This window comes from Thermotoga sp. KOL6 (assembly GCF_002866025.1).
Lineage (GTDB): Bacteria > Thermotogota > Thermotogae > Thermotogales > Thermotogaceae > Thermotoga.
Genome location: NZ_LNDE01000002.1, coordinates 39,014 through 64,165, shown reverse-complemented (window position 1 = coordinate 64,165; position 25,152 = coordinate 39,014). Strand labels below are relative to the sequence as shown.

Annotated in this window: 30 protein-coding genes; 7 read left to right on the top strand and 23 right to left on the bottom strand. The window is 41.1% G+C overall.

Going from position 1 to position 25,152, the window contains the following annotated elements:
- Nucleotides 1-3: 3 nt before the first annotated feature.
- The 22 genes from AS005_RS04485 to AS005_RS04380 are packed head-to-tail and all read right to left on the bottom strand — an operon-like array spanning nucleotide 4 to nucleotide 16,226.
- Nucleotides 4-909, bottom strand: coding sequence for a D-alanine--D-alanine ligase (locus AS005_RS04485; RefSeq protein ID WP_101510518.1), 906 nt, complete (start codon nucleotides 907-909; stop codon nucleotides 4-6).
- Nucleotides 824-2,728 (bottom strand): type I DNA topoisomerase, encoded by a 1,905-nt coding sequence (topA, locus tag AS005_RS04480; protein WP_101510517.1) that lies wholly within the window; start codon nucleotides 2,726-2,728, stop codon nucleotides 824-826. The genes AS005_RS04485 and topA overlap by 86 nt, the downstream gene beginning before the upstream one ends.
- Nucleotides 2,721-3,734, bottom strand: a complete 1,014-nt coding sequence (locus AS005_RS04475; RefSeq protein ID WP_199203848.1) for a 3'-5' exoribonuclease YhaM family protein — start codon at nucleotides 3,732-3,734, stop codon at nucleotides 2,721-2,723. Before AS005_RS04475 ends, topA begins: the two co-directional genes overlap by 8 nt.
- Before the next feature lies 1 nt (nucleotide 3,735).
- Nucleotides 3,736-4,125 (bottom strand): hypothetical protein, encoded by a 390-nt coding sequence (locus AS005_RS04470; RefSeq protein ID WP_233186245.1) that lies wholly within the window; start codon nucleotides 4,123-4,125, stop codon nucleotides 3,736-3,738.
- 9 nt (nucleotides 4,126-4,134) lie between these two features.
- Nucleotides 4,135-4,347 carry a 50S ribosomal protein L28 gene (gene rpmB, locus AS005_RS04465; protein ID WP_101510515.1) on the bottom strand — a complete coding sequence of 71 codons (213 nt, stop codon included), beginning with the start codon at nucleotides 4,345-4,347 and terminating at the stop codon, nucleotides 4,135-4,137.
- A 56-nt stretch (nucleotides 4,348-4,403) separates the two neighbouring features.
- On the bottom strand, nucleotides 4,404-4,853 hold the full coding sequence (smpB, locus tag AS005_RS04460) for an SsrA-binding protein SmpB (protein WP_101510514.1): 450 nt from the start codon (nucleotides 4,851-4,853) through the stop codon (nucleotides 4,404-4,406).
- 4 nt (nucleotides 4,854-4,857) lie between these two features.
- Complete coding sequence (locus tag AS005_RS04455; protein WP_101510513.1) at nucleotides 4,858-5,184, bottom strand: YraN family protein; 327 nt, start codon at nucleotides 5,182-5,184, stop codon at nucleotides 4,858-4,860.
- The gene (gene gatC, locus AS005_RS04450; protein ID WP_101510512.1) at nucleotides 5,181-5,471 is read right to left on the bottom strand and encodes an Asp-tRNA(Asn)/Glu-tRNA(Gln) amidotransferase subunit GatC; all 291 of its coding nucleotides are present in this window, start codon (nucleotides 5,469-5,471) and stop codon (nucleotides 5,181-5,183) included. The genes AS005_RS04455 and gatC overlap by 4 nt, the downstream gene beginning before the upstream one ends.
- Nucleotides 5,434-5,685, bottom strand: coding sequence for a carbon storage regulator CsrA (gene csrA / locus AS005_RS04445; protein ID WP_101510511.1), 252 nt, complete (start codon nucleotides 5,683-5,685; stop codon nucleotides 5,434-5,436). Before csrA ends, gatC begins: the two co-directional genes overlap by 38 nt.
- Nucleotides 5,686-5,689: 4 nt before the next feature.
- Nucleotides 5,690-6,703, bottom strand: a complete 1,014-nt coding sequence (gene dprA, locus AS005_RS04440) for a DNA-processing protein DprA (protein ID WP_101510510.1) — start codon at nucleotides 6,701-6,703, stop codon at nucleotides 5,690-5,692.
- Nucleotides 6,690-6,983, bottom strand: coding sequence for an RnfABCDGE type electron transport complex subunit B (locus AS005_RS04435; protein ID WP_199203847.1), 294 nt, complete (start codon nucleotides 6,981-6,983; stop codon nucleotides 6,690-6,692). The genes dprA and AS005_RS04435 overlap by 14 nt, the downstream gene beginning before the upstream one ends.
- 13 nt (nucleotides 6,984-6,996) lie before the next feature.
- Nucleotides 6,997-7,572: an electron transport complex subunit RsxA gene (gene rsxA, locus AS005_RS04430; RefSeq protein WP_101510508.1), complete on the bottom strand. Its 576-nt coding sequence runs from the start codon at nucleotides 7,570-7,572 to the stop codon at nucleotides 6,997-6,999.
- Nucleotides 7,569-8,171 carry an electron transport complex subunit RsxE gene (rsxE, locus tag AS005_RS04425; RefSeq protein ID WP_101510507.1) on the bottom strand — a complete coding sequence of 201 codons (603 nt, stop codon included), beginning with the start codon at nucleotides 8,169-8,171 and terminating at the stop codon, nucleotides 7,569-7,571. Before rsxE ends, rsxA begins: the two co-directional genes overlap by 4 nt.
- Nucleotides 8,168-8,845, bottom strand: coding sequence for an RnfABCDGE type electron transport complex subunit G (locus AS005_RS04420; RefSeq protein WP_101510506.1), 678 nt, complete (start codon nucleotides 8,843-8,845; stop codon nucleotides 8,168-8,170). The genes rsxE and AS005_RS04420 overlap by 4 nt, the downstream gene beginning before the upstream one ends.
- Nucleotides 8,842-9,798 carry an RnfABCDGE type electron transport complex subunit D gene (locus AS005_RS04415; RefSeq protein WP_101510505.1) on the bottom strand — a complete coding sequence of 319 codons (957 nt, stop codon included), beginning with the start codon at nucleotides 9,796-9,798 and terminating at the stop codon, nucleotides 8,842-8,844. The genes AS005_RS04420 and AS005_RS04415 overlap by 4 nt, the downstream gene beginning before the upstream one ends.
- Nucleotides 9,795-11,102 carry an electron transport complex subunit RsxC gene (gene rsxC / locus AS005_RS04410; RefSeq protein ID WP_199203846.1) on the bottom strand — a complete coding sequence of 436 codons (1,308 nt, stop codon included), beginning with the start codon at nucleotides 11,100-11,102 and terminating at the stop codon, nucleotides 9,795-9,797. Before rsxC ends, AS005_RS04415 begins: the two co-directional genes overlap by 4 nt.
- 4 nt (nucleotides 11,103-11,106) lie before the next feature.
- Nucleotides 11,107-11,952 carry a radical SAM protein gene (locus tag AS005_RS04405; RefSeq protein ID WP_101510503.1) on the bottom strand — a complete coding sequence of 282 codons (846 nt, stop codon included), beginning with the start codon at nucleotides 11,950-11,952 and terminating at the stop codon, nucleotides 11,107-11,109.
- The gene (locus AS005_RS04400; protein ID WP_233186244.1) at nucleotides 11,931-12,161 is read right to left on the bottom strand and encodes a hypothetical protein; all 231 of its coding nucleotides are present in this window, start codon (nucleotides 12,159-12,161) and stop codon (nucleotides 11,931-11,933) included. Before AS005_RS04400 ends, AS005_RS04405 begins: the two co-directional genes overlap by 22 nt.
- Before the next feature lie 56 nt (nucleotides 12,162-12,217).
- Nucleotides 12,218-13,246, bottom strand: a complete 1,029-nt coding sequence (locus AS005_RS04395) for a DUF4899 domain-containing protein (RefSeq protein ID WP_101510502.1) — start codon at nucleotides 13,244-13,246, stop codon at nucleotides 12,218-12,220.
- Between the two features lie 3 nt (nucleotides 13,247-13,249).
- Nucleotides 13,250-14,521, bottom strand: coding sequence for a glucose-1-phosphate adenylyltransferase (locus AS005_RS04390; RefSeq protein ID WP_101510501.1), 1,272 nt, complete (start codon nucleotides 14,519-14,521; stop codon nucleotides 13,250-13,252).
- Nucleotides 14,522-14,532: 11 nt separating this feature from the next.
- Nucleotides 14,533-15,645 (bottom strand): glucose-1-phosphate adenylyltransferase subunit GlgD, encoded by a 1,113-nt coding sequence (gene glgD, locus AS005_RS04385; protein WP_101510500.1) that lies wholly within the window; start codon nucleotides 15,643-15,645, stop codon nucleotides 14,533-14,535.
- Between the two features lie 35 nt (nucleotides 15,646-15,680).
- The gene (locus AS005_RS04380) at nucleotides 15,681-16,226 is read right to left on the bottom strand and encodes a hypothetical protein (RefSeq protein ID WP_101510499.1); all 546 of its coding nucleotides are present in this window, start codon (nucleotides 16,224-16,226) and stop codon (nucleotides 15,681-15,683) included.
- 67 nt (nucleotides 16,227-16,293) lie between these two features.
- Between AS005_RS04380 and AS005_RS04375 the strand changes: the two genes are divergently transcribed.
- The 7 genes from AS005_RS04375 to murC are packed head-to-tail and all read left to right on the top strand — an operon-like array spanning nucleotide 16,294 to nucleotide 24,723.
- Nucleotides 16,294-17,766, top strand: a complete 1,473-nt coding sequence (locus AS005_RS04375) for a UDP-N-acetylmuramoyl-L-alanyl-D-glutamate--2,6-diaminopimelate ligase (RefSeq protein ID WP_101510498.1) — start codon at nucleotides 16,294-16,296, stop codon at nucleotides 17,764-17,766.
- Nucleotides 17,763-19,043 carry a UDP-N-acetylmuramoyl-tripeptide--D-alanyl-D-alanine ligase gene (murF, locus tag AS005_RS04370; protein ID WP_101510497.1) on the top strand — a complete coding sequence of 427 codons (1,281 nt, stop codon included), beginning with the start codon at nucleotides 17,763-17,765 and terminating at the stop codon, nucleotides 19,041-19,043. The genes AS005_RS04375 and murF overlap by 4 nt, the downstream gene beginning before the upstream one ends.
- The gene (gene mraY, locus AS005_RS04365; protein ID WP_101510496.1) at nucleotides 19,040-19,948 is read left to right on the top strand and encodes a phospho-N-acetylmuramoyl-pentapeptide-transferase; all 909 of its coding nucleotides are present in this window, start codon (nucleotides 19,040-19,042) and stop codon (nucleotides 19,946-19,948) included. The genes murF and mraY overlap by 4 nt, the downstream gene beginning before the upstream one ends.
- Nucleotides 19,945-21,243, top strand: a complete 1,299-nt coding sequence (murD, locus tag AS005_RS04360; RefSeq protein ID WP_101510495.1) for a UDP-N-acetylmuramoyl-L-alanine--D-glutamate ligase — start codon at nucleotides 19,945-19,947, stop codon at nucleotides 21,241-21,243. The genes mraY and murD overlap by 4 nt, the downstream gene beginning before the upstream one ends.
- The gene (locus AS005_RS04355; RefSeq protein ID WP_101510494.1) at nucleotides 21,240-22,331 is read left to right on the top strand and encodes an FtsW/RodA/SpoVE family cell cycle protein; all 1,092 of its coding nucleotides are present in this window, start codon (nucleotides 21,240-21,242) and stop codon (nucleotides 22,329-22,331) included. Before murD ends, AS005_RS04355 begins: the two co-directional genes overlap by 4 nt.
- Entirely contained in the window at nucleotides 22,328-23,353 is a 1,026-nt protein-coding gene (gene murG, locus AS005_RS04350; protein ID WP_101510493.1) for an undecaprenyldiphospho-muramoylpentapeptide beta-N-acetylglucosaminyltransferase, read from the top strand. The genes AS005_RS04355 and murG overlap by 4 nt, the downstream gene beginning before the upstream one ends.
- Nucleotides 23,350-24,723: a UDP-N-acetylmuramate--L-alanine ligase gene (gene murC, locus AS005_RS04345; RefSeq protein WP_101510492.1), complete on the top strand. Its 1,374-nt coding sequence runs from the start codon at nucleotides 23,350-23,352 to the stop codon at nucleotides 24,721-24,723. Before murG ends, murC begins: the two co-directional genes overlap by 4 nt.
- Here the strand turns inward: murC and AS005_RS04340 are convergent.
- Nucleotides 24,675-25,151, bottom strand: a complete 477-nt coding sequence (locus AS005_RS04340) for a metallophosphoesterase (RefSeq protein ID WP_101510491.1) — start codon at nucleotides 25,149-25,151, stop codon at nucleotides 24,675-24,677. The two genes, murC and AS005_RS04340, sit on opposite strands and share 49 nt — an antisense overlap.
- Nucleotide 25,152 lies beyond the last annotated feature (1 nt).

The window sequence follows — 25,152 nt, the reverse complement described above, 5'->3', positions numbered from 1 at the left end:
TCTTCACTCTCCTTTCAAAAAAGCACTTCTTATAACGATGTCTATCAACTCTTCAAATTCAATCCCCGCAGCCTTTGCACTTGCAGGGAGATCGCTGAGCTCGGTGAGGCCGGGAACGGTGTTTATCTCAAGAAAGTAAAAATCTCCGTTGTAAAAAATACCATCAACTCTTCCAAATCCCCTGCAACCAGCTTCGACGAAAGCAGAAAGAGAAGCTCTTTTTATCAATTCCACTTCCTGTGGTTCCAATGGAGCTGGCAAGAGAAATTCAGTTTCTCCTTTGGTATACTTTGCAATAAAATCGTAGAACCTTCTTTTTTTTGGCCTCAACTCCAACAATGGCAGCACTTCAAAACCTTTCTCGGTTTCTATGATCGACACCGTTATCTCACGACCTGGAACGTATTCTTGTACGATCACACTTCCATATCGCCGTAGATCTTCTTCCACCGCTTTCTGAAACTCTTCCTCAGTTTCACAGATGAAAACACCTATGCTTGAACCTTCTCTCCGGGGTTTCACCACACAAGGGTATCCAACTGGTGAGGACCCCAAAGGCTTGTTAATCTCTGTGAATGTTGGTATTTTAACGAAATCCTTCAAAAATCTGTAGGTGAGCAACTTGTCAAAACACACCATACTAGAAAAAGCATCAGATCCCGTGTATCTAACTCCAAGAAAATCCAATATAGACTGAAGTGAACCATCTTCACCGAATTTACCATGAAGAACGTTAAACACCACATCGAACTCCTTCAGAATCGATATCTTCTCCAAAAAGTCTTCCTTAACGTCGAATGCAACATAATCGTAGCCTAGCTTTTCAAGTGCCTTTCTCACTCTTTCGCCGCTTTTTAGGGAAATTTCTCTTTCTCGAGATATTCCCCCCATTAGAAGTGCTACTCTCATCACTTCTCCTCCCGATAAATACTTTCTCTCCGTCTATAACAGCTATTTCGTCACTTTTCACGCTTTTGCTGTTTCCACATTCACATTTCAAATAGAAACCGTATCTTCCAAAAGAGAGTATCATCTCTCTCCCACAGGAACATTTTTGATTCGATGGATAATTAACTATTATTCTATCTTTTTCGTCGAACACTTTGGAAAAAGCCTCATAGAACGTTTGCAGAACTTTTTTGTCGGTTTTTTCGCCTCGTTCAATTTCATCGAGGTCTTTTTCCATTTCTGCAGTGAAGGAAATATTCACTATGTTTGGATATCTCCGTTCCAGATAGTCCATAACAACGCTTCCTATTACAGTGGGATAAAGGTATCCCTTTATCTTTTTCACGTACTTTCTGTTGAGAAGAAGTTTTATTGTAGCAGCATAAGTACTGGGACGTCCTATTCCCAAACGCTCCATTTCTTTGACCAAAGTTCCTTCGGTGTATCTGGATTTCGGCTTTGTTTCTTGCTCTTTTATTTCTAATACGACCGGTTCTACAACTTTCCCTTCTTCGAAGGGGAAATCCCCAGTATTCCTTTCCGTCTTCCATAGCTTTTCGTAACCATCGAAAATTTTCTTCAATACTGTTCCTTTGAAACGGTACTTACCATCTTCAGTCCTAAGAACGAAACGAATCTCTTCATATTCCGAAGATTTCATTTGAGAGGCCACGAATCTTTTCCAAATCAGTTCGTAGAGCTTTTTCTGGTCATCACTCAAGTAATTTGAAGCTTTTTCCGGTGTCATGAAAACATTTGTAGGACGAATAGCCTCGTGTGCGTCTTGCACTTTCAAATTTTTCAGATTTTTTGATTTCCTTGCTGAACCGATGTACTCTTTTCCAAACGATTTTTCAATCAATTCATGAGCTTCTTCTCTTGCATAATCCGAAACTCGAGTAGAATCTGTCCTCATATAGGTAATAAAAGCAATATGACCATCTTTTGTTTCCACTCCTTCATAAAGCTGTTGGGCGATCATCATAGTCTTTGCCACCGAAAAACCCAGTTTCGAATAAGCTTCTTGTTGAAGAGTGCTTGTTCTAAAAGGATCAGGTGGTGTAAATTTTTTTCTTACGATGTTTTTTTCTTCCACAACCAATTTCTTTATATTTCTGAGCTCTTCAAGCACTTTTTCTTCAAGAAGCTTTTTCTCCTTCATAATCATTTCTGCTTCCAAATCGCGAAATTTTGCAACCACGCGATGGTATCTCTTTGGAACAAACCTCAGAATCTCTCTTTCTCGATCGCAGATGAGTTTTAATGTGGCAGATTGGACTCTCCCAGCGCTCAGGTTAGATTTGAAGTTTCTCCAAAGAACGGGACTCAGAGAATAACCAACTATCCTATCGAGTATTCTTCTTGCAAGCTGAGCGTGGACCTTGTTCATATCGATCTTTCGAGGATTATTGACCGCTTCTTTTATTACCCTTGGGGTAATTTCAGAAAAAATTATCCTGTTCTTTTTACCGAGAGTGTTCGTGATTCTAGCTACATGCCAAGCAATTGCCTCTCCTTCTCTGTCCATGTCGGATGCTATCAAAATATCTCCCTCTTTAGAAAGAGATCTTATCTTCTCAACCACCTTTTCTTTTCCTTTTATCACAGTAAATTCTGGTTCGAAATCCTTTCCTAAATCCACACCGAATTTACTCTTCGGGAGATCCACAATATGACCCATCGATGCGAAGACTTCGTATTCGTCACCCAGAATGTTTTTTATCGTTTTCGCTTTAGCAGGCGATTCGACTATTATATACTTCTTCACTTTCCTACTCATCTATTCTTTCACCTCTTATGAAGATTCTTCTCCCAAGGTTCTTATCATACTCTGTCCACTCTTGTTCTGCCTCGGTGTTTTCAATGATCTCGGTGAACCTTGCTAGCTTGGAATCAAGATTTTCCAGATGATGGACTATCAAAGCTTCCATCGTTTTCGGTACGACAGGAGAACCCCATTCCAACTCACCATGATGGGAGAGGATAATATGTTCCACCTCCAAAATCTTCCTCTCAGGAACATTAATCTTCTTTGCTCTTTCTCTAACCATCATAACACCTATGGCGATGTGCCCTTTCAATTCTCCTTCGGTACTGACCTCGATTCCTGATTCCGTTACAACATACTCTTCTACCTTTCCTATATCGTGAAGGAGGGCACCAGTTATGAGTAGATCCCTATTCAGTGGATAATACTTACTTATTTCCTTACACATTTCCGCGACTGTCACGCTGTGTTCCAAGAGACCTCCTATGTAAGCGTGATGTACTCTCATTCCCGCTGGAGAACGGAAAAACTTTTCCGAAAACTCCCGGTCCTCCACAAAAAAGGCTCTCAACAATTTCTTGTAATCCTGATCTTTCACTTGGTCTACGAGAGCAAAAAGTTTCTTCTTCAGAACATCCAAGTCTTTTTTTGTTTGGGCTACGAATTTTGTGTAATCGTATTCCTCTTTCCTCAAAAGTTTCACCGCATTGTAATCATTTTCCACATTTATTTGAAGTCTGTTTTCGAAAAAGACGACCCTTCCTCTCACTCTGATAACACTTCCTTCTTTTAAACGACGATCGTTCAGCTCAGCGTTATACCAGTCAACAGCCCTGACCGAACCCGTTCTATCCTCGAGAGTCATTATCAAAAATTTCTTACTATCTTTCGTCTCCTGCAACTTTTTGCTTCGAACTTTCAGAACGATTTCGACATTGTTATTAATGTGATCTCTCAAATCCTGGACAAAAAGTTCGTGGTTAACGAGCCCTTTCGGCATAAGATCTCCTAACTTCAACTTACCCACTTCCTTTCTCACGAATCAGTTTTTCTAAAAACTCAAAATCTTCAATCGGATGAGGGAAGAACACAAAAGTGCCATCCTTGAAATAAAAAATGATCGACAGATTCTTTCGTTCAACTCTATCAACATTGGAAAGTCTATACCCTTTTCCATTAATTAGGAGTCCGTCATCAGTTTGGTCGATCACTATCTCTTTTCTGTACACACTAAGTATCCACACACCAAAGATTATATCCAAGATCAGGATGGGCCACTTCAGAGAAGGATGGAGAGGTTTATACAAAAGGAAAATTGTGAGGTCAAAACTCACAACCCATAGAACAACCAACATGAATTTGTACCAAAACGGTATCCTGAATCTCACTATCATGAACAATGCGGGCAAAATGCCCGCTCACACCTCCGAAACTTGACCAACGTATTTTTTCACCTTACCAGCTTTCAAACATGCCGTACAAACTCTCATTCTCTTGACAGTCCCATCTGGAAGAACTACGCGCACTTTTTGAAGATTTGGCCTGAACCATCTTCCAGTTTTCTTGTTTGAATGACTGACGTTGTTCCCAGATCTGGGAGCTTTACCACACACCTCACATCTCTTTGCCATGATCACGCCCTCCTGTGGTTTGGTCTTTTCTCTTCATGAGTATATCACAGAACAGATCATCTGGAATATTTCATGTATTCTCTCATTCTCCTCTCCAATTCTCTTCTCTTTATTGTTTCTCTCTTATCGTATTTTTTCCTTCCACGGGCCACGGCGATTTCCACTTTAGCAAACCCTCGATCGTTGAAATATATCTTTAACGGAACAATCGTTACTCCCTCTTCCTGCACTTTTCCCATGAGTCTTTTGAGTTCTCTTTTGTGAAGAAGGAGTTTTCTTGGTCTTTCCGGATCGTGGTTGTACACTCCCCCATGGCTGTAAGGAGGTATGTGTAGATTGAGAAGATAAAGCTCACCATTTTTGAACCTACAAAAAGAATCTTTAAAGCTCACAGAACCATTTCTTAAAGATTTTACTTCAGTACCTGTGAGCACAATCCCTGCTTCATAAGTTTCCAATATTTCATAATCTGTGTAAGCTTTCTTGTTGGTGGCAACTATTTTCACCTTCTCACCCCAGCCAAATATCTTTCAAATGATCTATCCCTTTTGGTGTCACTCTTATAAAATCCACTCTCACAGGTCCTCTCACGCCATTTTGGATCATGTATATTCTCGCTGATTTTTCTAAATTTCCAATCTTTCTTCGATCGATTCTTTCTAGAGGATCTACTTTTCCACTGCCACTCTTTACTTCCACAAATACAATCTCTTTTCCGTCACGAGCTACAATGTCTATTTCACCATAACGAGTTCTGAAATTCCTCGCCAAAATCTTGTAACCCTTCTTCTTGAGAAAATCACAAGCAGTATCTTCAGCCTTTTTCCAATCGATCATTGATGGATCCCCGGAACCTTTATGTGACCATCTTTTTCATCCGGGAAATTCTTCTTTATTAGATCCCTCCCCTCGAAGAGTTTCGGTTCACCTGTTCTGAGAGCCGCGTTATTTTCAACGGGTGTGTACATCGGTTCCACACCTTCAACTTCAACTTCGTTCAAAAGTTCAACGTAATCGAGTATTTCCTGAAAATCTTTCATAAGACTCTGCCTTTGTTCCTCCGAAAGCTCAAGTCTTGCTAAATTCTCAAGATGAAGGACCAGTTCCTTTGTAACCTTTATCATTTTTCAAAACCTCCTTCAGATCGTCTTTTGAAACTCCAGAAGCTTTTATGTTTTCATTCTTGAGTTCTTCATAAAGCTCTGCTCTCAAGATTCTTACGTATTTCGGTGCTTCTATTCCGATTTTAACAGAATTTCCTTCTATCCTCAGAACAGTAATCACAATTTCATCCCCTATGACGATTTTCTCTCCCGGCTTTCTCGTGAGAACCAACACAATATCACCCCAATGCCCTGTATATTCCCCCTGTAGATTCTATCAATCCCATTATTTCCATTTCCGATATCGTTTTGAGAACCTCCGATATCTCCCAACCCAACTCCTCGGCCAAATCATCGACAGATTTCGGAGAAACTTTCAACAGTTCATAAATCTCTCTCTGATGTTGATTAACAGAGAACGAACTTTTCCTGGTAATTCCGAAGTAAAAAATGAGATCCTCTTCACATGTGAGAGGATACGCTCCCGATTTTATCAGATAATTCGTTCCCTCGCTCGTCTTTCTATCTATGTCTCCAGGTATTGCAAACACGTCTCTACCATTATCGATAGCAAACTTCGCGGTCAAAATGGCACCGCTCTTTGCAGGGGCTTCAGTAACAATAACAACTTCAGAAAGACCAGCTATGATACGATTTCTCGCAGGAAAATGATGTTTTTTTGGATTCGTTCCCATCACATATTCACTTACAACACATCCGTTTTTCAGAATTCGAGCTAGCAGTTGTTCATTTGTTTTAGGATAAATCTTATCTACTCCCGTTCCGAGTACTGCCAAGGTTCTACCACCGTTCTCCAACGCCGTCCTGTGAGCAACTGAATCTATTCCTAAAGCCATTCCAGAAACAACCACAAAATGCTCAGAAAGCATCTTGACAAATCGTTTGGTTACACTTACTCCATATGCCGTTGGCCTTCTAGTGCCAACAACCGATACACATCTCTCTCTAAGAAGCTTTTCATTTCCTCTAACAAAAAGAACGACAGGAGGTGACTTCATGTTTTTTAAGGGATCAGGATAAGCTTCGTCCCAGAAAGATACTAACTTCACGTTGTATTTTCTCACAAGATCCTTTTGTTTGATAATTTCTTCCTCGCCACATCTTTGATAGAATCTTTTCACTTTGTTGGGATCGGCATTTCTAAGAAATCGCCTCAAATCGGTCTCTGGCTCCAGCTCGGAAATCTTGAAACCACCATACTGAATCAGGAGTGCTATCTCAAGAGGCGTCATTTTTGTACTCCTCGAGAATTTTCTTTATTTTCTCTTCAACTCCTTGGGGTCTTCCTGGCAAACATCTGTTTATCTCCGCCTGGCCTTTCACTATTGCCTTTGCATAAGCTTCACAACCGGCAAAGCCACAGGCACCACAGTTTATTCCCGGAAGAACGTTGACTATCATCTTCACACGAGGATCTTCTTCAACCTTAAATTTCTGAGCAGAATATGCGAGGAAAGTTCCAAAACCAAACCCCAGAATTGCAAGGAGTAGAGTCGAGTACAAAACTTCCAACTCATTCACCTCCTTATAATTTCACCATGCCTTGGAATCCCATGAACGCTAAGGAGAGTAAACCTGCTGTAATCAAAGCTATGGCAGTTCCTTTGAAAGATTCCGGAAGATCATAAAGATCTAGTTTTTCTCTAATCCCAGCAAATATCACTAACGCGAGGGCAAAGCCTAATCCAGAACCCAAAGCATGAAAAATTGCCTCGACGAAACTGAGTTTCATCAAACTGTTCAAAAGCACCATTCCTAAAATAGCGCAGTTCGTAGTTATAAGAGGAAGGAATATTCCCAGCGCTTCGTAAAGATCCGGACTTGTTTTTTTCAGAAAGAGTTCCACAAACTGAACAAAGGAAGCAATAACAAGGATAAAAACGATCGTTCTCAAGAATTCAAGACCGGTGGAAATAAGAAGTTTATCCAAAAACCAGCTGATCGCCGCGGACACTGTCATAACGAAAGTAACAGCAATACCCATACCGGTTGCCGTTTCAAGTCTCTTGGAAACTCCCAAAAAAGGACATATTCCAAGAAATCTTGCAAGAACGAAGTTGTTCACAAATATAGCTGAAAAGAAAAGCAAAAAGATCTTCATTTAGCTTCACCTCGCTTCTTTCGTTTCGTTCCAATGAAGGTGAAGAATGCAAGAAGGAGACCAAGAGTTATGTAAGCGCCGGGAGGGAGTATCTCAAGAAAGATCTTGACTTTCCATACTTCGTAGCCAAAGATCGTACCGCTTCCAAAGATCTCCCTCACACTTCCAAGAAGCACCAAAGATCCTGTGAAACCAAGCCCCATTCCCAGACCATCTAGTAGTGAATCGAACACTCCATGCTTTGAAGCGAAAGATTCAGCCCTTCCCATTATGATACAATTCACCACAATCAATGGAATAAACAAACCAAGAGTTTTCCAGAGCTCATAGGTAAAGCCATGCATGAGCAAATCAATCAGTGTAACAAATGAGGCTATCACGACTATGAATATCGGAATTCGTATTTTCTCTGGAACAGCTTTTCTTATCATAGAAATAACGACGTTCGACATAGTCAAAACTGCCGTCGTAGCCAGTCCCATTCCAAGGCCGTTGATAGCACTTGTCGTTACTGCAAGGGTAGGACACATACCGAGGACCTGAACATAAGTAGGATTTTCTTTTATAAAACCTTTCGTTAACTCCCGCAAACGACTCATTTCAGCACCTCCTCGGTCAGGTACCTGTACATGAGATTTAAAGCCGTCACAACCGCTCTTGGAGTTATGGTAGCACCGGTCATAACATCGCTTACTTTCACAACTCCTTTCTTTTTCAACTCATCGAGCGTTCCTTTAGGGAGCCCAGCGTCTTTATCCACTTTCAGACCCTCTTTCAAACCTTCTGGCGGGATTGGGAAAAACCTTCTTTGAATCTCTTCTTCTCCAATCTTCGCTCCAAGCCCTGGTGTCTCTTGGGAATAGTCTATGACTCTGATGGAATTAAGAATAAGTCCTCTTTGTGACTCTACAAAGCACGCTACAACTGTTACATTCCCGCCAAATCCGGGTGCATACCCTGAAAGAACGTACGCTTTCTTCCCATCTTCGGTTCTGAACACATATAATGGCCCTAACACAACTCCTTCTTTGTATTCTTTCAAAACAACTGCTTCTATTCCCGTCTTCTTTACCTCGTTTTCTATGTTCTCCTTTCTCACAAGATACTCTCCGGTCATAGGATCCTTAAGGACGAACTCTATGGCCTTCAACTTTGCCGAGTTGTCTGCCTCACGAATCTTATCTTTTACACCGACATAAACGAGTCCCAAGAAAAGACCGGCAACTGCTGTGAAAGCCATGAGTATCAAACCAGTTTTCAATATGTCTTTCATTTTTTCACCTCACCGAAAATTCGTGGTTTGGTGTATCTATCTATCAAAGGAACCAAAGCGTTCATGAAAAGAATAGAGAAGGATACTCCTTCAGGATAAGCTCCAAACAGTCTGATCGCCATAGTGAGAACGCCGCATCCAATTCCGAAGATCACCTGACCCTTTGGTGTGATCGGACTCGTGACCATATCAGTGGCCATGAAAAGTGCTCCAAGCATAAGACCCCCACTGAGAAGGTGAAAGAGAGGATCTCCAAACTTTGAACTCACTAGGTATGCTACAGTGGAAAACACGAAAACCGTGCCTATGTAAGAAAGTGGAATGAAAATTTTAATTCTCTTTCTTAGAACCAAGTAGAGGAAACCAATGAGCAAGAGGAGGGCACTTGTCTCGCCGAGAGAACCCCCTACATTTCCAATAAACAAGTCCCAATACGAAGTGATCTGTCCTTGTTCCTTGAACAGAGCGAGGGGCGTGGCTGATGTCATCACATCTGCTGGTGATTTCCAAAAACCAGCTCCTGGTACAACCCAAGTGGTCATGTATGTTGGAAACGAAATGAGAAGGAAAGCTCTTCCGACAAGAGCTGGGTTGAAGACGTTTTGTCCAAGACCTCCAAACGCATGTTTTCCAACACCTAGTGCAAAAACGAGCCCTAAAACAAAAGCCCAGAATGGAAGCCTTGTGCTTACGTTCATTGCGAGAAGCAAGCCCGTGACAGCTCCACTGCCATCGGGTATGAAGTCTTTCACACCCCTCAGATATTTCATAACGAACACGTCAAAAAGTTCACCGATTATTGCTCCTGTGACACAAAGAAAGAGGGCGTACCATCCGAAAAAATAGGCAGCGCCTATCACTGCAGGAGAAAGGGCTATGAGGACGTCTAACATTATTTTTCTTACGTCATCCTCTTCACGCAAATGAGGAGCGTAAGCACTCAACAGCTTCATTTTCTACCCCTCCTCGTGGCCCGATATACGGTCTTTGCGAGTTTTATGTATCTTACATGTTCTATTTTCGAAGGACACGTGTATGTACAGGAACCACATTCAATACAATCCATGAGACCATTTTCCACAGCCTCATCGTATCTTCTCTTAGAAGAAAGAAGATACAAAAGATACGGTTGAAGATTCATGGGACAAACTTGTACACATTCGCTACATCTGATACAAGGTTTTTGCGGTTGGACTTTTCTTGGAAGAAACGCTGTTACCCCAGATGTACCTTTCATGATAGGAATATCCAAATTCGTGATGGCTATTCCCATCATCGGTCCTCCAAGGATTACACGTTCCGTGTTTTCATCTATTCCTCCGCAGTATTCAAGTATGTCTCTCACAGGAGTGCCTATTCTCACAATCAAGTTTTTAGGATTTTTGACGGCATCTCCGCTCACGGTTAAGCCCCTTTCCACAAGAGGTTTCCCATCTACAACCGCTTCTTTCACCGCTACACAGGTTCCTACGTTCTGTACAACAATTCCAACGTCCATGGGCAGGCCTCCACGAGGTACTCTTCTTTTCGTTATCGCATAGATGAGCTGTTTCTCCGCACCTTGAGGATATTTGGTCTTCAACAAAGCCACATCAACCGGGTATCCTTTGAAAATCTTTTTCAAATTCTGGTAAGCATCCATTTTGTTGCTCTCAACTCCAACTATTGCCTTTTCCGTCCCTAAAACTTTCATCATGATGAGTATCCCCTGTAGGATATCTTCCGCTCTCTCCAACATCAATCTGTGATCAATGGTGAGAACAGGTTCACACTCCGCACCGTTGATTATCAGAGTATCCACTCTTTTTTCTGGAGGAGGAGAAAGTTTCACGTGTGTAGGAAACATAGCACCTCCAAGTCCCACTATTCCAGCTTTTTTGATAACATCCAAGATCTCATCCTTCGACATTTGCTCATAATTCCCCGTTCCCAATCTGACCCATTCGTCTTCAGAAGTCCTTTCTATCACGATCGCTTCAATGGGTTTTCCAACAATTGGGTGAAGAATCTTTTTCAGCTCTACCACCTTTCCCGTCACAGGTGAGTGTAAATAGGCAGATATGAAACCCTCTGGTTCTCCTATGACCTGTCCTGTTTTTACCTCGTCACCAACCGAAACAACAGGTTTGGCAGGATTGCCCGCATGGTTCAGAAGGAAAACATAAACCCTTTCAGGCAAAGGCATTCTTTCTATCGATTTTTCCTTCGACCACTCCTTCAATTGGGGGGGATGGACCCCTCCTTTGAAAGTGAGCACGCTTTCACCTCCAATGTAGATTGTAAATAGGGCCTTTTGGACTTTCATTGTAGTAAGGTCTCGTACAATGGGGACAACCTCTCGTTTTAAAGGCCTCTTCTGGAGCTACTCCCGACCACTCGATGTCAACGATTTCATCATTTTGTCCGAAAATAATGTTCTCAAGAGATATCACGTTTTTCTCGAGAAGGAAAGTCGCCAACTGAATCTTTCTGTAACGCTCAAGAGAAGGCTTCTCTTTTCTCTCCAAGGCGGTACCTTTCAGAGGGGTGAAGGCAAAAAGAGAAAGGGTGATCTCTTTTTCCCTCGTCCAAAGAGCAAATTCAACTATATCTCTATCACTCTCTCCAAGACCAACTATAACATGAGTTGTTACTCTTCTTGGAAACAGCGTTGAAGACTTTTCGAGGATTGAAAGAAGTCTATCATAGTCTCCTCCTCTTAACTTTCTAAAGAGAACTCTGTTCGGAACATCGATTGCTATTCCTATTCTATCTATTCCAAGTTCAAAATATTCAATTACTTCTTTCACACTGATTGGCCTCACGCTTACAGAAACAGGGATTCTGAACTTCGGTATGAGAGAGAGAAGGACTTCTTTGTAACCCGGCTGAGAAACAACTTGAATACACACACGTTTGAAATGATAGTTAATCTCTTCAAGATCTGAAATCTCTTTCCAAACAACGCGAGAAAGACGATCTGGAGGGGCTTTAGAAGATCTTGCCTGAGCACAATACAGACAGTTATAAACACATCTTTCCCCCAGCATGAGATATGCTGTGTCCATCTCGAAAGGAAGTTTTCCCACTATCTTCTGAAGCGTTCCTACTGAGGCTCTGAGAACCATTGATCCACCTCGAACCTGTATTCTCTACCGGATTTCTTTAGAAGGATAATTCCACCTTTCACATGAACATCGAAACCATTGTAACATTTGGGTACTTCTTGATTCACCTCGATTCTCATCGCAATTCCTTCTGCTGTTCTTTTTGCGATTTCCCTTTCTCTATACATCAAAAACTGCTTTTTAGCCCAGACCGAAACACTACAGACCATGAAAAAGACCACTGTTACTATGAACAGTGCGAATAAAACCTCCACAACCAAAAAACCTAGCTGAACAGTAGATAAGACAGCACCAACAAGATTCCCATCACAAGCAATGCGAGGACAACGGCTAGAAAAAAATCCGAACTGGTCGCACTTTGAACAGGTTGTGAGCGTTTTTTTGCCTTCATTGCTTCTTCCTGACTCAATTTTTTCTCCCCCTCTAGTATCTCTCCTATCTTTTCCATCCATTCTTCATCAGATGTTTTCACCCTATTTTGTCCAAGTTTTATTTTTAGATTCGGAGACACTAACGCTTTCCCAACAATCCCATCTTCGAATTCCACCTTCAACAGATACAAATTCCCGTTCTTCCCCTTTAAAACTTCCTTCGATATCAGTTTTCCTGGCAAACTCGCAACGTTTTCCGTACCGAATCTTTCCCTCAAAAATTTTTTGAACTTCTCAGAAATTTCACCGCTTCCATAATTGAGAATCACGAAATCTATCTTCTCTTCAACATCTATTTCCCTTATCGTTACCCCATTCAATGGATCAAGAACAGGAAAGACCTCGGGAAGATTCTTGAGGTCCTCTCTTTGGAGAATCTTGAACACTTCATCCGTTGAGATTTCTTCAAAGTGTTCTTTCACAACCTCGAGGGATACATCTTCAAAATCCAAAGGAGTTGCTACAACTTCCACCTCTACCTTTTCAGACCATTCTCTAAGGAGATCTGATAAGAAAACTCTTAACGCTTCGTGATCACCGTTTTCTGTCAATCTGAACAATTCACTTCCCACAAGCCTCAAATTTTGCCTCCTGGATTGAACCAACCAGAAATCAAAAAACTCATCTGTCATAGTAGATGCTTCTGTCACTTCTTTCATTGCGTTCTCCTTCTTTACCGTGAAGTCTTCAAGGAAATCCTCAAATCCTTGGTTGAGATCGATAGAATATTTTCTCCCGTATCTACCGGGAACAACGAAAAAATCATATTCAGGAGCCTGATTTAGCTTTCCAAGAAAGTAACCTTGCACAACTTCTGATGTCAACTTCGATGTGGCTCGAAATTTAACAAAATAAAGGTCCACTCATCATTCCCCCTTGGCTAAAACGTAATCCCCAGATTCCAAGTGCTGAGTTTTAAAGTCTGTACTCGACACTCCAACTCCTATAACACAATTCTTTCCGATGACCATATTGTCTGGTATTTCCGAATTCATCCCCACCACCGTTAAAAGCCCCGTGTATATCTTAGGATTTAATTTACTCCCTGCATCTTCTCCTACTCCTATTTTCACGTTGTTCCCTACTTTCACGTTCTCAGCGATTATCACGTTCTCCAAATAGCAATTCTCTCCAATTTCTGTTTTGGTCATAATCACGGAGTTTCTAACAGTCGTACCCTTCCCTATTTTTACACCTTGAAAGATCACGGAATTCGAAACTTCCCCGTAAATCTCTGCTCCTTCACTTATAAGCGCGGTAATAGTCTTTGCCTCCGAAGATACATACGCCGGGGGCATTTCCTCAGAATGAGTGAAAAATTTCCAGTTGGGGTCGTAGAGGTTGAAAGGAGGAATCGGAAGAAGAAGTTCCAAATTTGTCTCCCAATAAGATCTAAGAGTCCCAACATCTCGCCAATAACCATCGAATCTGAACGCATAGAGAGAACCCTTGTTCTCCTTCAGAATTCTGGGAATCACATCTTTTCCAAAGTCATGAGAACTAGTTGAATCGGTATCATCCTCGATAAGTACCTCTTTTAAAAACTCGTAGTTGAAGACATAGATTCCCAGCGAAGCCAAGTTTGAGCGTGGTTTTGCTGGTTTCTCTTCAAAGTCTACGATTCTTCCCTCAACATCTGTTATCATTATTCCAAATCTACTAGCTTCCTCTAGCGGTACTTCCATGCAAGCTATCGTGCCGTCTGCTCCCTTTGAAAGATGGTAATCTATAAGATCATTATAGTTCATAGCATACACATGATCACCAGAAAGCACCAAAACCAGTTCTGCATTGTTTTCCTCCAAGAACTCCAAATTCTGATAAACAGCATTTGCTGTTCCTTTATACCAATCAGACTCATTTCTTCCAACGTAAGGTGGTAAAATTTCAACACCACCATCCTTTCTATCCAAGTCCCAGGGTCTTCCGATTCCAATATGTTTGGCTAAAACATGAGGTCTGTATTGAGTGAGAACTCCCACTCTGTATATACCCGAATTTACACAGTTGCTAAGCGTGAAATCTATAAGCCTGTATTTACCTCCGAATGGTACAGCAGGTTTTGCTATTTTTTCGGTGAGAACTCCCAACCGCGTTCCTTGCCCCCCCGCCAATATCATAGCCACCACGTTCCCCACAGAACATCACCTCACAAAACAGCTCTTTTTTCGAAAACGGGAATTTGTCTATCACCTTCGATGATCCTACCCTCTCGAATGATGCAATTCTTGTCAACAATAACATTTCTCAAAACAGCCCCTTCTTCTACAACTGTATTTTCCATAATGATCGAATTTTCAACCACCGCTCCCACTTTTATTCTGACGTTCCTAAAGATCACTGAATTTTTCACAGTGCCAGAAATGATACTTCCATCGGCGATCAACGAATTCTCGACAGTCGTGGTCGATGTAAATTTTGGAGGAGGTAGATCCTTCAGTTTCGTATAAACTTTACCGTTTCTATAGAAAAGTTCATCACGAATATCCTTTTTTAAGATATCCATATTTATTCTGTAATACTCATGAATCCCTTTCTTCACGTTACGCCAGTATCCATCGAATCTATATGCAAACACCTTCAGCCTATCTAGATTGGGAATGATTACGTCCAGCAAAAGATCGTATTTCCCCTGTGGCACAGTTGCATAGAGCAATTCTTTGAGTAACTCTTTGTTCATAAAATAAACACCCAGAAACGCCACATTCCCTTTTGGATGTGAGGGCTTCTCTTCTATTTCAATTACTCTCATGTCTTGATCAATCTGAACGATACCATACTCTCTTAAATTGTATGTTTCATCGAGTTCTTTAACAAGTAATGTAACATCTGCATTCTTCCTAAGATGATAATTGAACATATCTCGGTAGATCATTTTGTATATATGATCACCAGAACCTATGAGAACGTGATCTTCTTCACCCCTTCTCAAAATGGTCATGTTTTGAAAAATGGCGTCGGCTGTTCCTCTATACCACACTTCTTTATTGGGACCCACATACGGTTGAAGAATGAAAAGCCCTCCACTCTTTCGGTCCAGATCCCACTCCTTACCCGATCCTAGGTGATCCATCAAGCTCCTAGGATTGTATTGAGTTAGAATACCAACTTTCTTGATACCTGAGTTCACCATGTTGCTCAACGTGAAATCTATGGCGCGATATTTGCCGAACACAGGAACAGCAGCGCTAGCTCTCACTTTTGTTAAAGGCCAAAGTTTATCACTCTTTCCGCCGGCAAGTATCAAACCTAATACCCTCACGTTTTTTCACCCCTCTCGTCCTCACAATGATTCTATCACCCCCATTGACCTTCTATAAAACCATTTGAAAATTTTTTCAAAATGCCGATTACAGTGTTGGTAGTGGCGTCTGGATAATTTCTCACAACAAGATACACATCCTCACCCACACTTCTCATTGCAGAAAGAAATCCTGCCACTCTGAATACGTGTCCCACCATTTCTGGATAGATCAACGAATTTCTGAAGGAAGGCGCTTCCATCCTTTCGACCTTACGCCCTGGTACATCCAGCATTTCTTTAAAATCCACTTTGTAACGTTTAGAGAAGAGTTCCAGCATAGAACACGAAAGAGCAAAGAGAACCTTTGGGTGCTCTGGAAAGTATTCCTCGAGCTTTTCAAACAAACCAAATATCTGTGATGATCTTGCTTTTTTCAATATGCCCTCGTATTCTTCCAATACTGCCACAAAAATCTTGTAATTTTCTCCCAACGATCTTTCTGGGACAATCGAAGATATCCCTTTGGTGTCTTCCTCCATCAGTTCTACCTTCACGATTTCTCTATCTTCCCATTTTTCCAAGTGATAAGTTAACACCATATGCCTCACCTCCTCTATGGAAAAGACTTAAATAAAGTGTTAGAATTCCTTCAGGGGTGGTTCAAATATGACCATAGCAACGATCGCCTCGAGTTTAAAAGATCTTATTCTGAAAGTAAACTCTCCCTTGAACTTGGAGATATCGGGTATTTCCAATCACACTTCCAAAGTCAAAAAAGGAGATCTGTTCATCTGTAGAAAAGGTGAAAAATTCGATTCTCACGAGATAATACCTGAAGTGATAGAAAAAGGCGCGATTGCTGTTGCTATCGAACGCGAAATCGATGTGAATATACCTTACATTTTAGTTTACGACTCAAAATACTTCGAAGCAAAGCTAGCAAGTCTTTTCTTTGGAGATCCTTGGAAAGAAACACTAACCTTGGGTGTCACAGGGACCAACGGAAAAACCACTACAACACTTATGATATACCACATGCTCTCTTCCCTGGGAGTAAAAGGCAGTGTCCTTACTACAGCTGTAAAGAACATCCTCGGCAAGACATACTACGATGACATGACCACCCCTGATGCCATAAGTATCCTTTCAGCCATGAAAGAAAGCAAAGATAAAGGAGGAGAATTTTTCGCTTTAGAGGTTTCTTCTCATGCCCTCGATCAAAAAAGAGTTGAAGGCGTAAAATTCGATGTGGGAATTTTTACAAACATTTCACGAGACCACTTAGATTATCATGGAACGTTTGAGAACTATCTCAAAGCTAAACTTCACTTGTTCGATCTTCTCAAAGAAGATGGATTTGCTGTTCTACACGAGTCTGTTTCCGAGGCTTTTCAAAAGAAAGTGAGAAAAGTGGTATTTGGAACTTCGAGAAACTGCGATTACAGAATCGGAAATATTGAAGTGAACTGGGAAGGAACTTCTTTCATTTTAGAGACACCGGATGGACTTTTGAAAGGTTTCACAAGAGCTATAGGGGACTTCAATGCTTACAATGCCGCCGCAGCTATAGCTGCTCTTCATCAGTTAGGATTTGATGCGAAAGATCTTGTTGAAACTCTCGAAAGTTTCACAGGTGTTGAGGGAAGATTCGAAGTAGTCAAAGTGGGCAAAAAGATAGGAATCAACGTTATAGTAGATTTTGCACACTCTCCAGATGCGTTGGAAAAACTCCTCAAAAACGCTAGAAAGATTTCTCACGGGAGGATTATTCTAGTCTTTGGTGCGGGCGGCAACAGTGATAGAGGAAAACGTCCTATGATGTCCAAGATAGCCTCTAAACTCGCTGACGTGGTGATCCTCACAACAGACGATCCAAGAGGAGAAGATCCAGAACAAATAATGGAGGACCTGATAAGAGGAATTGATAAGCACAAACCTTATTTGGTATTGTTCGACAGAAGAGAAGCAATAGAAACAGCTCTCACCATAGCCAACAGAGGAGATTGTGTGATCGTGGCAGGACGGGGTCATGAAAGGTACCAGATAATAAGCGATGATAAAAAGATTCCGTTCAAAGACAAAGAAGTAATCGAAGAAATTGTGAAAGGAAAACTGAAGGGGAGGAAATACGCTCAATGAAGGAATTGATAGGAAAAAGATTTGTCCTGAATTCCAAAGAAGTGAAAGAAGGAGATGTCTTTGTTGCTGTGAAAGGTAAAAAATTCGATGGTCACGATTTCATAAGCGAAGCCATCGAAAATGGGGCCTATGCGGTGATCTCAGAAAAGCCAATCCGATCCGACAGAGTCATACTCGTAGATAATGTTGTTGAAACTCTGGCAGAACTCGCTCAAGAGAAACTAGATCAATATCCCAACAAAACAATAGTGGGAATAACTGGTTCCAACGGTAAAACAACGACCAAGGAATTTCTTTTTCATCTTTTGAAAGAGAAGAGAAAAGTATTCAAAACACCAGGAAACATGAACACAGAATATGGAGTACCCTTGGCCATTTTGAACGAGTACAATGGGGAAGAAGTTTTGATATTGGAGATGGCCGCAAACAAAAAAGGTGATATCGCTCATCTTTGTAAAATAGCACCCCCTGATGTTCCCGTTCTTTTAAACGTAGGAAGTGCCCATTTAGAATTCTTTGGAAATAGAGAAAACATCATGGAAACAAAACTTGAAATAGTAAGGTACTCAAAGGAAGATGCTGTCGCTGTTACTCTGTTCGACGATCACGAATTGAAGGAAAGAGTGTCTTCTTATAGAAAAGCTTTATTCTTTGGTACCAACGGTGGTGATGTCATTCTGAAAGATTGGTGGTATCACGAAAAATCAACGATTGCGGAGTACGAAGCTTTTGATTCTCTGTTTACAATAAAACTACCTGGATATTGGAACAGAGGTCAACTACTCAATTTGGCAGCCTCTCTTTGCGTATTAGAACTGCTGAACGATGATGTGAGTATATTGGATCTTACAACCCTGAAACCCGTGACGGGAAGATTCAATGTAAGAGAAATACAAGGTATATGGATTATTGATGATACCTACAACGCGAGTCTTGAATCCTTCCAAATAGCAATAGAATCTCTTCTAAAATTTTCAGGAAACAAATTTGCGGTTGTAGGTTCAATGAAAGAATTAGGAGAAAAGTCAAAAGAACTACACGAAGAACTCGGAAAGTTGTTGGATCATTTGAACGGCGTTTACGTGTTCCTCACAGAACCTGAAGCAAAGTGGATAAAGACGAAAAAGAAAATCCTTGAAACGGAGAATCCAGATGAGATAGCCAGTGATCTTGTTACCAGAGTGAAAAAGGGAGATGTGGTACTTTTTAAGGCATCCAGAGCTGTGGGAATCGAGAAAGTGTTGAGCTCCTTTGAAAGGGAGCTGGGGAATTTATGATAGCAGCAATCTTTCTGATGAATCTCCTTCTATATCCTCTTCTGATAAAACTGCTCGAAAGAAGAAAGATAGGACAGCACATAAGAAAAGAAGGACCAGATCTTCATGGATATAAAGAAGGGACCCCCACTATGGGTGGAATACTCTTTGTTTTGGTCGCTTTTCTGAGCGGTTTATTAACTAAAAACAGTTGGATAAATCTATTTGGAATGATGTGTTTCTTCTTTATAGGTTTTCTGGACGATATCCTCAGCGTTGTAAAAAGAAATTCCACAGGTTTGAAAGCTTTACAGAAAGCGCTTCTTCAGATTCTCGTTGCCTCCCTTTTGATCTATCTAGTGAATCCTGAAACAAAGATTGATCTATTCGGTATAGAAGTTGAGTTGGGTGCTTGGTATTATCTTCTAGCTTTGATAGTGATCGTAGGAAGCTCGAATGCAATGAATTTGACAGATGGACTGGATGGGCTCGCAGGATGGATCTTTGTCAGCGGAAGTGTTCCATACTGGTTTTTTCTCAAAGAAAGAGGATACTCTGAGGATATTCTGATCACTCTCTGTGCTGGTGTTCTTGCATTTCTCGTTTTCAATTCCAAACCTGCTAGGATTTTCATGGGTGATACGGGTTCTATCACTCTCGGAGGAATTGTAGGACTTATTTCTGTTCTCACAAAAACAGAATTCTATCTTCTTCTTTTCTTCTCTATTCCGGTCGTTGAAACTCTGAGCGTTATCCTCCAAGTTGGATCGTACAAGATATTCAAAAGAAGAGTGTTCAAAATGTCTCCTCTTCACCATCATTTTGAGATCTTGGGGTGGAAAGAAGAAAAAATCGTTTCTGTTTTTACTGCTTTCAATCTAATATTCTCTTTGATAGCTTTGGAGATTTTCGGGGTGATAAGATGAAGATTGGATTCCTGGGATTCGGAAAGAGTAACAGAGCCTTGTTAGAGTATATGTTGAAGAAAAGAAACAATAGTTTTTTTGTAAGCGAGGCAAAAGAGCTCGATAACGAAACGAAAGAGTATCTCAGGAGGCGCGGCGTCGAGTTCGAAGATGGAGGGCATACCGAAAAACTGCTCGAGTGCGATATTGTCTATATCAGCCCTGGCGTAAAGCCAGTAGTTGACATTGTGAGAGATTTACACTCTAGGGGAGTAAAGATATCAACAGAGTTACAGTTTTTTCTAAGCAGTGTAGATCAAAAAAAAGTGATAGGAATTACGGGAACGAACGGAAAAAGCACCTCAGTTGCCTTAACACACCATGCCCTTTCGAAGCGTGGTTTGAAAGTATTTCTCGGAGGCAACTTTGGAATACCAGCTGTGGAAGCTTTAGAAGAGGACTACGATTACTATGTTTTGGAGATGAGTAGTTTTCAACTCTTTTGGTCCGAAAATCCACGAGTTTCCAAATTTCTTCTTTTGAACGTGTCTGAGGATCATTTAGACTGGCATTCATCCTTCAAGGAGTATCTTTCCTCAAAACTGAAACCAGCGTTTTTTCAAGAAAGTGAGGATCTATTCGTTTACAACAAACAAATCGAATCTCTTGAAGATCTTTCACGTGTGAAATCAAAGAAAATTCCATTCTGGACACAAGAGAATTTCATAACCGAAAAAGAGATCGTCATTCAAGGAGAGATCCATTCTGTCCCTGAAAACTATCCACATCAAATGAGAGAAAACATTCTCGCAACTGCTGTTTTGTACAAGGAAATGTTCGATGAAATAGATTCGTTTTTGGAATCTCTCAAGGATTTTCGACCTCTACCCCACAGGATGGAATATCTCGGAAAGTTGAAGGGAAGGCATTTCTACAACGATTCGAAGGCAACGTCCACTCATGCTGTTTTGGGAGCTCTTTCCAATTTCAACGAGGTTGTCTTGATAATGTGCGGTATTGGGAAGAAGGAGAACTATTCTCTTTTCATGGAAAAAGTAAAGAACAAATTGAAATACTTGATAACGTTTGGAGATATTTCGAAAGATCTCGAACCATTTTTGGAAAATGTTCCACATAGCGTGGTGAAAGATTTAGAAGAAGCCTTCGAAATGGCATTGAATGTTTCCAAGGAAGGTGATGTGATTCTCTTCAGTCCAGGTGGTGCAAGTTTCGATATGTACGAGAATTACGCAAAAAGAGGAGAACATTTCAGAGAGATTTTCAAAAAGTGGAAAGAAAGGGAGGATGGATTTTGAACGAAAAATCTCTCGCTTTTTTCGTTATCATCCTGCTGTGCGTTGGTTTTATGGCTCTCAGTAGTTTCGAGGTGGTACAGGATTACATAAAACCTTCTAACAACTCTTCAGTTGTCCTCAATCACCTCATAAAGTTGATGTTTGCTATCGTTTTCTTCATCGTGTTCCTTTACACAGATTATAGGCTTCTTTTTTCGAAACATATAATAGCGGGAGGATACATTCTATCCATAGCGCTTTTGATCGCTGTCTTCTTCTTTCCGGAAACGGAAACAGGTGCTCACAGATGGATAGATCTTGGAGTTTTCTCTTTCCAACCTTCCGAGGTCGTCAAAATATATGTGATACTGTTCTTGTCATGGTACGTTGAAAAAAACCAACTTTTTATGAAACGATTTTTCAGAGGATTCTTGAAACCGATACTTCTCATTTCACCATTTCTTATTCTTATTCTCTTGGAACCAGATTTCAGTACCTTCGTTTTAATCTTTCTTCTCGTAATCCTCACATTGTACGTTGCCGAAACAAGGGGAGTATATGTTCTAAGTCTGTTCATGATTATCTTGATTTTCTTCACTTATGCGTACGAATCGGGTTCTTTAGACAAAATACTGAAGGGCTATCAGATCGAGAGACTTGTCTCTTACCTGAAAGGAAACGTTTCGGAGCAGGTAATGAAGGCAGTAGACGCAGTAAGAAGCGGTGGTATCGCAGGGAAAGGGTTGATGTTGGGTGAAGAGAAGCTTTTCGTACCGGTCGTGACCAGTGATTTTGTTCTAGCAATTGTTGGAGAAGAGCTCGGTTTTATCGGTTTGGGAGTGGTCCTCTTTTCATTTTATGGTTTGGTACACAGCCTTGTAAAGGTCGTCTCAAAAATGCAACCCATTCCGGCCGTCAAAACCTTCATAGCAGGTTTCGCGATTTTTATCATGTTGCAAGTGATGGTAAACGTCGGAGTAATCTCAGGGATACTCCCAGTAACTGGAGTTACACTGCCGTTAGTAAGTTATGGAGGAAGTTCCCTTCTTTCTACCATGATAGGGTTTGGAATAGTTGGAAATATGATACTGGAGAGTGGAAGGGAATGATTCGAATCGCTGCCGCAGGTGGGGGGACCGGTGGACACCTCTATCCTCTACTCGCCATTCTCGAAACGCTCTCAAGAATGGTGGAAACAAAAATCTTGTTCTTCGCGGTAAAAGGAAAAATAGATGAAAGAGTTGTAAAAAAAGAACATCCAGAATACGAAACGATATCACTCAACATTCGGGGTCTTTTAAGACCTCTTTATCATCCAAAGAACATCTGGAGAACTGCAAAGTTGATGGATGCGATACTGAAAGTCAGAAAAAAATTGAAGGAGTTCAAACCTGATGTAGTGATACTTACGGGAGGATACATCTCTGGTGTTGTGGGCCTCGCTGCAAAGAGCATGAAAACCTCAATATACGTACACGAGCAGAACGTTGTTCCTGGTCTTGCAGTAAAGACAGTCGCCAAATACGCAAGGAAGATCTTTGTTTCCTTCGAAAAAACTCGAAGTCTATTAGGAGAATGGAAGAATAAAACCCTAGTCACGGGCTGTCCTGTACGAGAACCAGACAACAACGAAGCAGTTCCTTTGAAAGATTTCATTCTCGTCCTCGGAGGGAGCCTGGGAAGTGATAAAATAAACCAACTAATGGAAGAAGTTTATCGCAAGCTTCCCCACATGTTTTTCGTACACTCAACAGGATCTGAAGAATGGTCTAAAAAACTTTCTAAATTTTCGAATGTTGCTGCGTACAGCTACATAGAAAACATGTCGGCGTTTTGGAAAAGAGCTGCTATGTCCATATCTAGAGCGGGAGCAAGCACCATAGGAGAAATGCTGTACTACGGCGTTCCAGGTATTCTCATACCTTGGGAAGATTCAGCAGAATCTCACCAGCTCGAAAATGCCCTCGAAGCAGAAAGATTGGGATACGCTGTTGTTATAAGAGAGAAGGAAGTGAATGCTCAGAAAATAGTTGAGGCTATTGATAAAGTCATAAAAAAAGGTAAAATAAAGAAGATGAAAGAAAATCCTGCTTTAATCATATCGAAAGAAATATTGGGGGAGATACGGTGAAGCTTCATTTTGTTGGTATTGGTGGAATTGGTATGAGTGCGCTTGCTTTGCATGAGTTCTTAAGAGGAGAAAAAATTTATGGTTCTAACATAGAAGAAACAGAAAGAACTACTTATCTAAAAAAGTTAGGAATTCCTATCTTTATACCACATTCCGATGAGAACTGGTTCGACCCAGACGTTGTGATAAAAACCCCCGCTGTCCGAGAAGACAATCCAGAGATAGTTCGTGCCAAGAAAGAAAAAGTACCTGTTGAAAACAGACTTTCTTATTTTAAATTGATTCTTGAACGCGAAAATAAAAAAGAATTCGCAGTCACAGGGACCGATGGAAAAACTACGACAACCGCTATGATCGCGTATGTTTTGGACTATCTGAATGAGTCTCCCACCGTTTTTCTTGGAGGCTTAATGAACACCTTGGAACACGGAAATTACCAACGGGGTAACGGTCCTGTGGTGTACGAACTCGATGAGAGTGAGGAAACTTTTTCAAAGTTTTCTCCGAGCTATTTAATCATAACCAATGCAAGAGGAGATCACCTTGAGAACTATGGGCATTCCATTTTGAGATACAAAAAGGCATTCGAGAAAATAAGTAGTCAATCAGAATTGGTAATCACCTTTGCAGAAGACGAACTCACTTCTCATTTGGGGAATGTAACATTCGGTGTTAGAAAAGGAATGTACACTTTGGAGATGAGAAGCGCTTCTCGTTCCGAACAACGAGCAATCGTTGAAAAGAAAGGGAAAAGGTTCCTCGAGTTGAAACTCAAGGTGCCAGGTTTCCACAACATTTTGAATGCTTTGGCGGTTGTGGCACTTTTTGATACTCTTGGATACGATCTGAGCAAAGTACAAGAAGCGTTGGAAAAATTCCCAGGAGTGTACAGAAGGTTCTCAATATCTTTCCATGATCCTGAGAAAAATGTGTACGTTATAGACGATTATGCCCACACCCCAGAGGAGATAAAGAACCTGCTGAGAACGGCAAAAGAAATTTTTGAAAATGAAAGAATTGTGGTTGTTTTCCAACCTCACCGTTACTCCCGTCTCGAAAGAGAAGACGGCAATTTTGCAAAAGCCCTTCAGTTGGCAGACGAGATCATCGTAACAGAAGTGTACGATGCCTTCGAAGAGAGAAAGAACGGCATTTCTGGTAAAATCGTATGGGAGTCATTGAAATCTTTGGGGAAAGAAACAACATTTATTGAGGATCTCTCGAATTTAGAAAAAACTATCCCCATAAAAGACAATACTGTCTTTCTTTTTGTTGGTGCTGGGGATATCGTGTACTTTTCGAAGAAATTCATAGAATCGTATCAGATCTCCAAGAGTTCGCCTTCGCGAGTTTCAGGATCAAAGAGGTAGACTGTGCTCCTGCCGGAAAGATAACCACATGCCTCGCCGGGGTTGATTATCAGAGTCTTTCCCACTTTTTTTACATCTACTTCGTGTGTATGACCATACATCACAAGATCGAACTCTTGAGAGCGAGCAATCGTGTCAACTAGAACGGGTTCATGCATCATCACGATCTTCAGCCCCGAAACTTCCAAAGAAAATGGTGGTTTTTTTATGCGATCGTTGGATCTTTTGTTCAACAACAGAATTTCCCCGTCGTTGTTTCCAAAAACACCATAAAAATCCACTCCATCTTTCAACAGATTACCCAACACGAACGGTGCGACAAAATCACCACAATGGAAAATTTTCTCAATCTTCTTCTCAACCACTAACTCTCCAACTCTTTTTAAAACCTGCATGTTATCATGAGTATCGCTGAGAATCAACCACATG

Bases quoted from the DNA above. Each gene is read 5' to 3' on its own strand.
- murF (WP_101510497.1), top strand. From the start codon at position 17,763: ATGAAGGAATTGATAGGAAAAAGATTTGTCCTGAATTCCAAAGAAGTG.
- gatC (WP_101510512.1), bottom strand. From the start codon at position 5,471: ATGATAAAGGTTACAAAGGAACTGGTCCTTCATCTTGAGAATTTAGCA.
- dprA (WP_101510510.1), bottom strand. From the start codon at position 6,703: ATGACGCCTCTTGAGATAGCACTCCTGATTCAGTATGGTGGTTTCAAG.
- rpmB (WP_101510515.1), bottom strand. From the start codon at position 4,347: ATGGCAAAGAGATGTGAGGTGTGTGGTAAAGCTCCCAGATCTGGGAAC.
- topA (WP_101510517.1), bottom strand. From the start codon at position 2,728: ATGAGTAGGAAAGTGAAGAAGTATATAATAGTCGAATCGCCTGCTAAA.
- mraY (WP_101510496.1), top strand. From the start codon at position 19,040: ATGATAGCAGCAATCTTTCTGATGAATCTCCTTCTATATCCTCTTCTG.
- murG (WP_101510493.1), top strand. From the start codon at position 22,328: ATGATTCGAATCGCTGCCGCAGGTGGGGGGACCGGTGGACACCTCTAT.
- AS005_RS04415 (WP_101510505.1), bottom strand. From the start codon at position 9,798: ATGAAGCTGTTGAGTGCTTACGCTCCTCATTTGCGTGAAGAGGATGAC.
- AS005_RS04420 (WP_101510506.1), bottom strand. From the start codon at position 8,845: ATGAAAGACATATTGAAAACTGGTTTGATACTCATGGCTTTCACAGCA.
- rsxA (WP_101510508.1), bottom strand. From the start codon at position 7,572: ATGAAGATCTTTTTGCTTTTCTTTTCAGCTATATTTGTGAACAACTTC.
- AS005_RS04380 (WP_101510499.1), bottom strand. From the start codon at position 16,226: ATGGTGTTAACTTATCACTTGGAAAAATGGGAAGATAGAGAAATCGTG.
- rsxE (WP_101510507.1), bottom strand. From the start codon at position 8,171: ATGAGTCGTTTGCGGGAGTTAACGAAAGGTTTTATAAAAGAAAATCCT.
- AS005_RS04340 (WP_101510491.1), bottom strand. From the start codon at position 25,151: ATGTGGTTGATTCTCAGCGATACTCATGATAACATGCAGGTTTTAAAA.
- AS005_RS04400 (WP_233186244.1), bottom strand. From the start codon at position 12,161: ATGGTCTGTAGTGTTTCGGTCTGGGCTAAAAAGCAGTTTTTGATGTAT.
- AS005_RS04485 (WP_101510518.1), bottom strand. From the start codon at position 909: ATGAGAGTAGCACTTCTAATGGGGGGAATATCTCGAGAAAGAGAAATT.
- murD (WP_101510495.1), top strand. From the start codon at position 19,945: ATGAAGATTGGATTCCTGGGATTCGGAAAGAGTAACAGAGCCTTGTTA.
- AS005_RS04405 (WP_101510503.1), bottom strand. From the start codon at position 11,952: ATGGTTCTCAGAGCCTCAGTAGGAACGCTTCAGAAGATAGTGGGAAAA.
- AS005_RS04455 (WP_101510513.1), bottom strand. From the start codon at position 5,184: ATGATCGATTGGAAAAAGGCTGAAGATACTGCTTGTGATTTTCTCAAG.
- AS005_RS04375 (WP_101510498.1), top strand. From the start codon at position 16,294: ATGACCATAGCAACGATCGCCTCGAGTTTAAAAGATCTTATTCTGAAA.